Below are 11,502 nucleotides of genomic sequence, written 5' to 3'. Positions count from 1 at the left end.
GCAGGGCTGTTGAAGATCACCTCCGTTCGGTCGAACTCCACCAGTTCGCCCACGCGGTTGGATCCCACCAGCTCCACACTGAAGAAAGCCGTCATGTCCGAGACGCGGCTGGCCTGCTGCATGTTGTGGGTGACGATAATGATGGTATAATCCTGCTCCAGCTCCTTCATCAGCTCCTCGATGCGGCGGGTGGAGATGGGATCCAACGCCGAGCAAGGCTCGTCCATGAGGATGACATCCGGCTGTACCGCCAGGGCACGGGCGATGCAGAGGCGCTGCTGCTGCCCGCCCGATAGCGACTGAGCGTTTTCTCTCAGCCTATCCTTGACCTCGTCCCAGAGGGCGGCCCGCTTGAGCGAAGTTTCCACCACCTCGTCCAAGTCCACCTTCATCCTCAGCACCCGCGGGCCGTAGGCAACGTTGTCGTAGATGCTCTTGGGAAAAGGGTTGGGCTTCTGGAACACCATGCCAATGCGCCGCCGCACCGCCACCGGATCCACATTCTCGGCATAGAGGTCTTTGCCGCGGTAGGTAAGCTTGCCCTCGACACGCGCCCCCGGGATCAGGTCGTTGGTGCGGTTAAAGCAGCGCAGGATGGTACTTTTGCCACAGCCAGAAGGCCCGATAAAAGCCGTAATTTGCCGGGCAGGAATATCCATGGTGACGTTTTTCACCGCCAGGTTCGAGCCATAGTAGACGCTCAGGTTTTCCGTTCGGAAGACGTAGGTGGTTGAGTTAGCAGATTGAGTTTTCATGATCCCACTCGCAGAAAGTTCGTCAAGAGGCTAATTCACACCTGGCCGCTGTCCGACAAGGCTTAAACTATCTTCTGGCTTTGTAGACCAGGAAGCGGGCCAGCAAGCTGGCTGCCAAAACAATGGCCAGCAGCACCAGGGCTCCTGCCCATGCCAGCTCCTGCTGCACCTTGAAGGGAATAATTGAGAAGAAGTAAACCATCACCGGCAGGGTAGCCACCGGTCCAAACAGGTTGGTTGACCAGAAATTGTTGTTGAAGGAAGTAAAAAGTAGAGGTGCTGCCTCGCCGGCAGCCCGCGCCAAGGCCAAGATCAAGCCCGTTACAATGGCCGGAGCTGCTGCCGGCAGGACGATGCGCATTGTGGTCTGAAAGCGAGTGGCCCCCAGGCCAACCGAAGCCAAACGCATATCCGGCGACACCAAAAGCAGCGCCTCTTCCGTGGAGCGGATGACAATGGGCAGCATCAACACGCCCAGGGCAACTCCCCCCGAAAAAGCCGAGAAGCCGGATCCCCGCACCACCAAAGCGTAGGCAAACAGGCCGCAGAGAATGGCCGGCACGCCCGTGAGCACGTTACAGGAGAACTTGACCAAGTAGGCCAAGCGGCTGCCGCGGCCAAACTCCGACAGGTAAACGGCCGCTAGGATCCCGAAGGGAAAGCTCAAAGCCGCCCCCGTGGCCAGAACCATTACGCTGCCGACGATGGCGTGGCCAAACCCCCCCTCTGCTAACCCTGGAGCCGGGTAGCGAGTCTCGGTGAGGACGTCCCAGCTTATCCTCTGGATGCCCTCCTTACCGATGTCCCACAGCACCCAAGATAGGGCAGCCATGATGGCGGCCACAAACAGTCCGCTCAGCAGCGTCAAGGCAATGCTCGTGTATCTCCGCAGGGGGGCAACAGCGGCACGGCTAATGTCGATCTCCTCAGGAACAAGCTGGGCTGACTGGGACATGATGACGAGGCTCCTCGGTTACTGCTCCAAGTTTTGAAACTTGCGGATGATGATCTCGGCCATGACGTTAACCAACAGGGTCAGCACCATCAACACCACACCGGCATACATAAGGGCCGACACCTGCAGGCGTCCTGCTTCGCCAAACTGGGAAGCAATCAAGCCGGTAATGGTGGATCCTGGCTGCAGCAGGGAGATGTTGATGCGGTTGGCGTTGCCGGAAATCATCGCTGCCACCATGGTCTCCCCCAAGGCCCGTCCCAATGCCAGCATGATCGAGCTGACAATGCCCGACAGGCCCGCCGGGATCATCACCGTCAAGATCGTCTCCCAGCGGCTGGCTCCCAACGCCAAGGCGCCCTCTTTGAGGCCCCGGGGCAGCGATTCAAGGGTGCTGCGGGTGATGGAAATGATGATGGGGGAAATCATGATCCCCAGCACCATGGCCACCAGCAGCAAACTGGGGCCACGGGGGGCAGGACCCCCAAGGAGAGGAATCCACCCCAGCGTCTGATTGATGGCTCGGAAGATGGGCCGCACCGCCGGGATGAGCACAAAGATGCCCCACAGCCCCAGCACCACACTGGGAATGGCCACGATCAGCTCAATGGCAAAGGCAATCGGCGCCGTTATCCACTTGGGGGCAAAATCTTCCGTCAAGAAAATGGCGGTGCCGATGCCCAAAGGAATGGCAAAAATCAGGGCCACCAGAGAGGTCATCAAACTGCCGTAGATCTGGGGCAACACCCCATAGATGTTTTCCACCGGGTTCCAGCGGCTGGTGACCAGAAAGCCCAAGCCAAACTGGCGCATGGCCGGCAGGGCTGCCTCAGTGGTCTGCACGATCACCCAAATGAGAATGATGCCGGCAAACCCTGCCAGCACCAAAGTTAGGCGGACAAAACCCACGTCGAGGGCGCGGGAAACATCCATTTTCTTTTCAATAGCAACATCCGTTGATAAGTCGTAGTCTCTGGCTGCCGAAGTCATAGGATCCCCGCTGTGGCAATTCTACTGGTGGGCAGATTGTGGCAAAACCTCCCTCACCCTACATTCCATCGGTGTTACAGTTGTCTGTGTCCTGGCCAACAGTGAACACCAAAAGCTTGTTGGACTCAGACTGGTGACAACGTCAAAAGTCAGTGCCGACAGATCTTTTGCTTGCCAAAAATGAGCAAAGCGGCAAGCCAGTAGCCAACAGGAAGAGCACAGCCTCTTGTTGACCACTGGCTCTCAACTAACACCTTTCAACAGGACAGCAACTCATCGCTTCGCGTTGGGGTTGACCTTGATCTTATCCAGCTCGGCGAAGATCCGCTGGATGGCCGGCTCCGGCATGGGGATGTAGTCCAGTTCTTTGGTGATGGCTTGGCCATCTGGCCCCTGCGTCCACTTGATGGCTTCCACCAGCTTCTTCAGCTTTTGCTCGTCAGGATATTCACGGTAGAGCATCACCCAGAACAAACCAACGATGGGGTAGTCGTCAGGCCCTTCGGGATCCGGCACCAGCAGGGCAAAATTTTCGGGCAGGGGAGCGTTGAGGGCAGAAGTAGCCCGCTCAGGAGAAAACTCGACAATCTTGCCCGCTTTGTTTTCTAGGCGAGCAGTAGTCAGTTGCTCCAGCTTGGCAAAGGACTGGTTCACATAGCCAATCGCCCCTGGCTCCTGCTTGATGGTGGCGGCTACCCCTTCGTTGCCCTGGGCACCGATGCCAACCGGCCACTCCACCGTGGTTCCCACGCCGCCCTTCCAGTTGGGGCAAGCAGCGTTGAGGTGGTTGCTGAACACGAAGGTCGTCCCAGAGCCGTCGGAGCGGTGCACCCAGGTGATGTCCAGCGCGGGCAGCCGACTTGCCAGGTTGGGGTTTTGGGCCTTGATGCGAATGTCGTCCCAGCGGGTGATTTCGCCGGTAACAATGCCACAGTAGGTTTCCCGCTTGAGCACGAGCTCTTTGTCGCCGATGCCGGGCAGGTTGTAGGCAAATTCAATGGCGCCCCCCGCCAGAGGCAGTTGCAGGGGCTCGTAGCCGTATTTCTCTTTGAAGCTCTTGTAGCGAGAGGCGTTGTACTTTTCGGTCATCGGGCCCTCGGAAGCACCGAAGTCCACCGTGCCGTTGATGTATTGCTCCAGACCGGCACCGCTCCCAACAGACTGGTAGCTGACTTGCACATTGGGATCTACGGTGCGATTGTAGGCATCAAACCAGCGCTGCAGCAGCGGCGCAGCGAAGGTAGCACCTGCGCCAGAGATTTGCACGGTTTGGGCTTGGGCCGGGGCCAGCGCCAGGACTCCCACCGCCAAAGCCGCGACAGAAGAAACAGAAGCAGAGAGCAGAGATCGCATAAGAAAGAAATGTCTGATTTTAATCGACGCCTATAACCCTACAACCTCAAGGTTAAGAGTAGAATATGTTAAGGTTAAGTTTAGGTTAAACCAGAAGAAAAAGTCGGTGTCTTTCTAAATGAGGTGATTGCTATGAGATCTTGATTTTTTACCTGGTGATTTGCTTGGGTTTAGATAGCAGTAAAAAATGATCCTGGAGCTCAGGATCTGTGAAAAGCTTATTTTGCAAGGCTTTTAGCTTGTCTTAGACTTGGCTAGATGACCTCGATCCAAATAAAAGATGATGCTGGCCAGCCAGGAAAAAAGTTTGAACAGAAGATAAGTTGCGCAGAACCTAGAGCAGAAAGCTGCCCCAAATCTTGCCAAGCTTATATAGGCTTATGTAGGGTTCAATGTGTCCAGAAGAGCCCCCGCAAGAACTTCTTTCTTGCTTTTGCGGAGAGCGTTGAGTTGGCTAGAAGAGTAACCTCAGCACTCTAGACGTCAAGCAGCTCCTCAAGTTCCCCGACCAGAGGGGAAAGGGGGAGGTCTAAGCCGGGATCCGCCCGCCGCCCATCAGGTACAGCAAAGCCATGCGCACCGCCACGCCGTGGGCAACTTGCTGCTCGATGAGGTTGAGGCTGGGATCCTCCATCACCTCAGAACTCAGTTCCACGCCGCGGTTGACCGGGCCGGGGTGGAGAACCCTCACCTCGGGGTGGCACAGGCGCAGTCGCTGCTGGGTGAGGCCGAAAAGGTGGTGGTATTCCTGCAGGCTGGGGATGAGGAATTCGCTCATCCGCTCCCGTTGCAGGCGCAGGGCGATGACGAAGCGGGCTCCTGCTAGGGCCGGCTCCAACTGCCAGTGCACCGGCAGAGTATGGCCGGGCACAAACTGGGCAAAGTCTTTGGGCAACAGGGTGGGCGGGCCGGCCAAGTGGACGTCTGCGCCAGCGGCCACTAGAGCATAGATGTTGGAGCGGGCTACCCGCGAGTGGAGGATGTCGCCGACAATGGCCACCTTCACCCCCTGCAGCAGCTCGAGGCGAGGTCGCTGCGGATCCAGGTGGCTACAGAGGGTAAATAGATCCAGCAAACCTTGAGTGGGATGTTCGTGCAGGCCGTCCCCCGCGTTTAGCACCCCCGCTGGGGATCCGCGGCGATTGATCTCGGCGGCCAACTGCTGCGGCACCCCGGCCTGGGCGTGGCGGACGATGAGCACGTCGGATCCCATGGCCAAAAAGGTGCGAGCCGTATCCAAAATGGTTTCCCCCTTGCTTAGTGAAGAGGTGCCGGGGGAAAAGTTGAGCACATCCGCTGACAGGCGCTTGGCCGCCAGCTCAAAGCTGTTGCGGGTGCGGGTGGAAGGCTCGAAAAACAGCGTCACCACCACCTTCCCCTGCAGGGTGGGCACCTTGGGCAGCCGCCGGGTCAGCACTTCCTGAAAGCTGGCGGCGGTTTGCAAAACAATTTGATACTCTTCGCGGGTAAAGTCCGCCAGCCCCAAGACATGTTGCCGCTGCCAAGCCATAGGGGATCCTCAAATGCCCAAGCGGGCAAAGATCTCGTCCAGGTGGGTGAGGTGCCGCCGTGGGTCAAAGCAGGCCTGCAGCTCCGCCTCGCTCAGGTGGGCCATTACTCTGGGATCCGCCAGCAGATTGGCGTGGAAATCTCCACCAGGCTGATTCCAAGCGCGGTGGGCATTTTCCTGCACCAGGCGGTAGGCTTCCTCACGGCTCAAGCCCTTCTCCACCAAAGCCAAAAGCACCTGCTGGCTAAAGACAACACCACCGTAGAGGGTGAGGTTGCGCTCCATGTTGGCAGGGTAAACCTGCAGGTGGCGCACCAGATCTGCCATGTTGACCAGTAGGTAGTGGCAGAGGATGGAGGCATCGGGCAGGATGACCCGCTCTACAGAGCTATGGGAAATATCCCGCTCATGCCAAAGGGGAATGTTTTCCAGGGCCGAGACAGCATACCCCCGCAAGAGGCGGGCAATTCCCGTCAGTTGTTCAGACTTGATGGGGTTGCGCTTGTGGGGCATGGCGGAGGATCCCTTTTGGCCAGGGGCAAAGTACTCCTCAACCTCCAGCACCTCTGTCCGCTGTAGGTGGCGGATCTCGGTGGCAAAGCGCTCCAGAGAAGAGCCAATCAAAGCCAAGGTCTGCACATACTCGGCGTGGCGATCGCGGGAGATCACCTGCGTCGAGGCCGTATCCGGCTTGAGGCCTAAGCGGGCGCAGGCCAACTGTTCCACCTGGGGGGGCACATTGGCGTAGGTACCCACGGCGCCGGAGATCTTGCCCACGGCGACCACCTCCCGCAGGCGTGTCAGGCGCTCCTGATGGCGCAGGCACTCGGCCAGCCAGCCGGCCAGCTTAAAGCCAAAGGTAATGGGCTCGGCATGGACGCCATGGGTGCGGCCCATCATCAAGGTGTAGCGGTGTCGGCGGGCCTGCTCACGCAAAGCAGCGATGAGGTCGGCCAGCCGAGCTTGCAAGATCTCAACCGAGGCTCCAAGCTGCAGGGCCAAGGCCGTGTCCAACACATCCGAGCTGGTCAAGCCCAGGTGGATGTAGCGCCCCGCCTCGCCCACATGCTCGTTGAGGTTGGTCAAGAAGGCAATAACATCGTGCTTGACTTCCGCCTCGATTGCCAAAACCCGCGCCGGGTCAAAGGCAGCTTTGGCTTTGATCTCCTGCAGGGCCTCTTGAGGGATCCGCCCCAGCTCCGCCTGCGCCTCACAGACGGCCAGCTCTACTTGTAGCCAGGTCTGGAGCTTGTGGGCGGTGGACCAAATCTGGCCCATTTCTGGCAGAGTGTAGCGCTCGATCAAGGTGCCTTTTCCGTCAGTACGATAGGATAAGCCAAGCTATTTTAGCTAATCCGCCTCTCATCCCGGGTCCAAAGCGGGGCTTCTCGGCGAGTTGGCCAAGTGCAAGGATGGCCCCTCTTGCGGGCAGTCTATACTGGACTGGGTTGGGATCCTCAGCGGAGCACGATGAAGCGGCGATGGGGAAGGGTGGCTCTCATAGGTTGCTTGGCGGCATTCCTGACTCCTGCCCCTGCCCTCTCTTTGCCCACCTCCCCCACTCCTCCTGAGCAGACCTCGGCCCGAAGCCCTGCTTCCGAGTTCAACTGGCAGGGATCCCTCAAGTTGCTGCGCGGGGATCCGGTGGCGGCTTTGGCGGATCTGGATCGGGCAGTGGAGTTGGATCCCACCTATGCGCCGGCCTACGTTAACCGCAGCTACGTTTACAACCAGTTGCGCCAGCCCCAAAAGGCCTTAGCCGATGCGGAGCGGGCCATCCAGTTGGATCCGGGGATCCCAGAGGCCTACTTTAGTCGCGGCGTGGCCCACCTGCAACTGGGGGAGCGAGAGGCTGCCATGGCTGACTTTCGCCAGGCGTTGGCTCTTTTTTCCCAAAGCGGCAACTTTGCTGACCAAGCCATCCTGCAGCAACTGTTGCGCCAGTTGGGGGTGGAGTAGTCGCCCTTGGATTGAATCTAGGGCCATCTCGGATTTAGACAAACTGAGGAGGCTCTCCCAACCACTCGGCCAGGGAAACTGCCTGGGCCTGCAGCCCGAAGACATGACAAAAAGATTGCACCAACACTGGGGCTACGGCAGCCATTGTTACCTCCGGACAAAACTGCACCAGGGATCCCACCGGGCGATCGGGGATCCCACAGGGCACGATAGCCGCGAAGGCAGCCAGATCCGGACAGACGTTGAGGGCAAAGCCGTGGTAGGTAACCCAGCGGGAGACCTTGATGCCGATGGCCGCCACCTTGTGGCCTTGCACCCAAACCCCTGTCAGGCCAGGGAGCCGCTCCCCCCGCAGGCCAAAGTGGGCTACGGTCTGGATGAGCACCTCTTCTAGGTGGCGCAGGTAGCGGTGCAGATCCGGCTGGCCATGGGAGCCGTAGACAGTCCTATGGCGCTTTAGGTTCAGTAGGGCATAGCCCACCCACTGGCCCGGCCCGTGGTAGGTCACCTCGCCGCCCCGCTCCACCCGCAGAACCTCCGGCCCCTCAGGAGCAGGGGACTCTGGCTGAGTATCCGGAGATCCTATCCGTCCAGCCAGGCTTTTGAGAAACTTGGGATCGGCCCCTGCCCCCAGGGTGTAGACCGGCGGGTGGGTGAGCAACAAAAGCCCATCTGGCACCTCAGGATGGCGGATCATCCGGGCTAACCGGGCCTGCTGCCAAGCCCAAGCGGTGCGGTAGGGCACTTCTCCTGCCAGGTGAACTTGGAGAAGCGGCACAGGCTCCAACCCTTGCCCAGATCAGGCCACCGGTAGGTTGACCTGGGCCCGTAGCCGCTCGAGCAGAGCTCGGGGATTTAGCAGCCCTTCAATGCGGTCAACCGGCTTCCCGTCTTTAAACAGGATCAGGGTCGGCACGGCGTAGATCCCCCAGCGGGCAGCGATGTTGGGGTACTTTTCGGTGTCGACCTTAACAAAGGAGATGGCGTCCCCCACTTGGGGCTTCACCTGCTCCAACACCTGGGCCATGACCTGACAGGGACCACACCAGGTGGCGTAGAAATCCACCAGAATGGGAGTTTTGGATCCCTGGATCATGTCGTCAAAGCTTTTGAACTGCTGTTTGTGGGCCATGGGCGACCTCCGCAGGATGCTGTGGAAAAACTTAGAATGCAACCTATTTGTAGTCTAAATGTTTGAGATGGAAATGTGGGTAGAGATTCTGCGACCGCTTGCTGTCGGTTTCCCGGTAGGATGGCTAGGGCTTGGTTGGTACCTGTAGTCTAGGGGGCGGGCTGGACGGAAGGGGCAGGCTTTAGCAGGGCTTAACGATTGCAAGGAGTGGGATCCCGATGGCAACAATCCGGATGGTGAGCCGAGGTGTGGTGGCCGGCGTATTGGCTGGGGTGGTCTTGAGCCTCTGGGGGATCTGGCGTTGGCTGGGGGATCCCTCAGGCTGGATTCAGGTGGTGGCCGGGCTGCTCTTGAGTTTGGCGACGGTGCTGTACTGGCGGAAGACCCGCCCCGCCGACTGCCTGGTGGTGGAGCCCCAGAGCTGGCACCTCAACCGCCTCAGCCCCGATCACTGGCTTATCCAGGCGGAGTTCGTGGCCCGCAACCTCAACCCCATCTTTGAGGTCACCTTGGCCCAGGTGCAGCCGCGACTGCATTTGCTCAGTGCCAGCTCCATCGAAGGGATCCAAACCCAGATCCGCCTGCGCTCCCGCCATGTGGATCTGCCCCCTCGCCAGGACAACTACTGGCAGGCCTACATCATTACCCCCCAAAGCCAGACCGGCTTGGAAGTGGAGATCGAGCTGAGGGGGGAAGGGCTGGCAGATTTGCGCTCGGCCTGGCTGGAGCTGGACTACGTCCAGTACGGGCGGCAGCGGCGCACCCTTAAGACTAGCCACCTGATCCTGCCCTTGCAGGAAGTGGATCCCTTGCCGGAGCTGGCCTGGCAGCAGCAGGGGCCAGTGAGTTGGGCTGCCATTCCCACCCCTCTGCTTACCCCCAGCGATGACCTTGCCGAGGTGCTGCAGCGCTACGTGGGCCCTCACATCCAGCCCGGTGATATCGTGGCCATCTCGGAAAGCGCGGCGGCCATCGTCCAGGGCCACTTTCGCCATCCCCTGCAGGTGCAGCCTGGCTGGCTAGCCCGCACCCTCTGCTACTTCTTCCCCTCCAAGACCAGTCTCTCAAGCTGCTACGGGATGCAGACGCTGATCGACTGCTCGGGAGCCTGGCGGGTGCTGGGGGCTTTTGTTGTCGGATCCCTGGCCAAGTTGTTGGGGATCCCAGGGGTGTTCTATGCCCTGGCGGGGGAGCAGGCCGACCTCATCGACGATGTCACCGGCACCTTGCCCCCCTACGACCAGTTCATCGTCTTAGGGCCGCGGCAGCCGGCTAAGCTGGTGGCTGAGCTCCACGCCCAGACCGGCTACGAGGTGGCCATTGTGGATGCCAACGACCTAGGTGAGGTAAGCGTTCTGGCGGCCAGCCCAGGGGTGGAGCGGGAGCTGGTGGAGCAGGCGCTGCGCAAGAACCCGGCGGGGAATGCGGCGGAGCAGACCCCCCTGGTGCTCATCCGGAAGCGGCTGCCGGCATCGCCTGGGATTTGAGAGCCTGCATTGCCTGGTGGGTTGACAAGAAGAAGCGCTCAGCGCCCACTTTTTCCACAAACCCCACCCTTTTGAGGCAATCCATCACCGGCCCCTTTACCTCGGCTAGGGCAAAGCCCACCCCCATTTGGTGCAGACGTTCCACCAATTGGGTCAGGGCCTCCAGAGCGCTGCCGTCGATGAAGTTAATGGCGCTGGCCACCAGCAGCACCTGTTCCACTTCCGGCCGCGCTGCTACCTCTTGCAGGATGTACTCCTGCAGGTAGGCGGCGTTGGCAAAAAACAGGCTCTCATCCACTCGCACCGCCAAGATGCGCGGATCGGTAATCACCTCATGGCGCAGCACGTTGCGGTAGTGCTCGGTGCCCGGCACCTGGCCAACGATGGCAATGTGGGGGCGACTGGCCCGCCAGAGGAAGAGAAGGATGGAGGCCAGCACTCCCAGACCAATCCCCCGCTCCACCCCAATTGCCAACACGCTGGCAAAGGTGAGCAGCCAAACGAGGGCATCGCCGCGGTCGTAGCGCCAGCTCTGCAGCAGGGGGTGAAAATCCACCAGTCCCAGCACCGCCACCAGCACAACGGCAGCCAGGGTGGCCTGGGGCAGGAAAGTAAACAAGGGCATCAGCCAGATCATGGCCAGGGCTATCAGGGATCCCGTAATGACCGAGGCCAGACCGCTGTTGGCCCCCGCCTGAGCATTCACCACCGAGCGGCTGATCCCACCCGTGACCGGAAAGCCACCGCTGACGGCTGCTGCCACGTTGGCCACTCCCAGGGCCACCAGATCCTGGTTGGGATCCACTTTCTGCCGCCGCTTGCTGGCCAGGGCCTGGGCCATGGCATAACTTTCCGTAAAGCCCACCAAGCTGAGGGTTAGGGCGGTGGGCAGAAGGGATCCCCATTCTGGCCAGCTCAGTTGGGGAAACGTCAGCGGTGGTAGGCCAGCCGGAATGGATCCCACCACCGCCACTCCCGCTCTCTCCGAGAGGTTTAGCCCCCAAACCAGCAGGGTGGTTAAGAAAACGGCCGCCAGGGGAGCACTCTTGGTGAGCAGCAACTCCCAGAGGGGCGGGATCCCCCAGCGGCGCAGTTGCGCCGGCAGCTTCTGCTGGGCGTACACCAACAGGGCGATGGACAACAGCCCCAGCCCCAGGGTGGCCCAGTTGACCCCATCCAAGCTCTGCCACAGCCGTTGCAGCAGCAGCCAGAAGGACTCGGTGTTGGCCAGCTTCACCCCCAGCAGATGGCGAAGCTGGCTAAGGGCAATGATTAGGGCTGCGGCACTGCTAAAGGCCGTTATAACCGAGTGGCTCAAGAAATTGGCCAAAAACCCCAGACGCAACAGCCCTACCCCTAGC

At 60.1% G+C, this 11,502-nt stretch carries 11 protein-coding genes; 2 read left to right on the top strand and 9 right to left on the bottom strand.

Translation table 11 applies throughout. The features are described from left to right. From pstB to purB, 6 genes are all read right to left on the bottom strand, one after another. Window positions 1-755 (bottom strand): phosphate ABC transporter ATP-binding protein PstB (gene pstB, locus NW841_RS08725; protein ID WP_414386113.1); only part of this gene is annotated, 755 nt, incomplete at its 3' end. Window positions 756-822: 67 nt separating this feature from the next. Next, window positions 823-1,710, bottom strand: coding sequence for a phosphate ABC transporter permease PstA (gene pstA / locus NW841_RS08720; protein WP_414334983.1), 888 nt, complete (start codon window positions 1,708-1,710; stop codon window positions 823-825). Window positions 1,711-1,728: 18 nt separating this feature from the next. Continuing rightward, a complete protein-coding gene (pstC, locus tag NW841_RS08715) occupies window positions 1,729-2,700 on the bottom strand; it encodes a phosphate ABC transporter permease subunit PstC (protein WP_414376522.1) in 972 nt (323 codons plus the stop codon). A 273-nt stretch (window positions 2,701-2,973) separates the two neighbouring features. Continuing rightward, window positions 2,974-4,053 (bottom strand): phosphate ABC transporter substrate-binding protein PstS, encoded by a 1,080-nt coding sequence (pstS, locus tag NW841_RS08710; RefSeq protein WP_414386112.1) that lies wholly within the window; start codon window positions 4,051-4,053, stop codon window positions 2,974-2,976. A 529-nt stretch (window positions 4,054-4,582) separates the two neighbouring features. After that, window positions 4,583-5,563 (bottom strand): aspartate carbamoyltransferase catalytic subunit, encoded by a 981-nt coding sequence (locus tag NW841_RS08705; protein ID WP_414386111.1) that lies wholly within the window; start codon window positions 5,561-5,563, stop codon window positions 4,583-4,585. Window positions 5,564-5,572: 9 nt separating this feature from the next. Further along, complete coding sequence (purB, locus tag NW841_RS08700) at window positions 5,573-6,868, bottom strand: adenylosuccinate lyase (protein WP_414386110.1); 1,296 nt, start codon at window positions 6,866-6,868, stop codon at window positions 5,573-5,575. A gap of 204 nt (window positions 6,869-7,072) precedes the next feature. Between purB and NW841_RS08695 the strand changes: the two genes are divergently transcribed. Beyond that, window positions 7,073-7,522: a tetratricopeptide repeat protein gene (locus NW841_RS08695; protein ID WP_414376526.1), complete on the top strand. Its 450-nt coding sequence runs from the start codon at window positions 7,073-7,075 to the stop codon at window positions 7,520-7,522. 34 nt (window positions 7,523-7,556) lie between these two features. On the opposite strand, the gene lipB is transcribed toward NW841_RS08695, so the two are convergent. Together lipB and trxA are read right to left on the bottom strand one after the other, a co-directional pair. Then, a complete protein-coding gene (gene lipB / locus NW841_RS08690; RefSeq protein WP_414362757.1) occupies window positions 7,557-8,300 on the bottom strand; it encodes a lipoyl(octanoyl) transferase LipB in 744 nt (247 codons plus the stop codon). Between the two features lie 21 nt (window positions 8,301-8,321). Continuing rightward, window positions 8,322-8,654 (bottom strand): thioredoxin, encoded by a 333-nt coding sequence (gene trxA / locus NW841_RS08685; RefSeq protein WP_414386109.1) that lies wholly within the window; start codon window positions 8,652-8,654, stop codon window positions 8,322-8,324. Window positions 8,655-8,872: 218 nt separating this feature from the next. Between trxA and NW841_RS08680 the strand changes: the two genes are divergently transcribed. After that, window positions 8,873-10,141: a hypothetical protein gene (locus tag NW841_RS08680; protein WP_414386108.1), complete on the top strand. Its 1,269-nt coding sequence runs from the start codon at window positions 8,873-8,875 to the stop codon at window positions 10,139-10,141. Here the strand turns inward: NW841_RS08680 and NW841_RS08675 are convergent. Then, window positions 10,104-11,502, bottom strand: a 1,399-nt coding sequence (locus NW841_RS08675; RefSeq protein WP_414386107.1) for a SulP family inorganic anion transporter, incomplete at its 5' end; no start/stop codon positions are given. The genes NW841_RS08680 and NW841_RS08675 overlap by 38 nt on opposite strands.

This window comes from Synechococcus sp. H60.3 (assembly GCF_047462295.1).
In the GTDB taxonomy this organism is placed as follows: Bacteria; Cyanobacteriota; Cyanobacteriia; order Thermostichales; family Thermostichaceae; genus Thermostichus.
The sequence above is the reverse complement of the archived record's forward strand: the minus strand, read 5'-3'. Positions and strand labels throughout refer to the sequence as shown.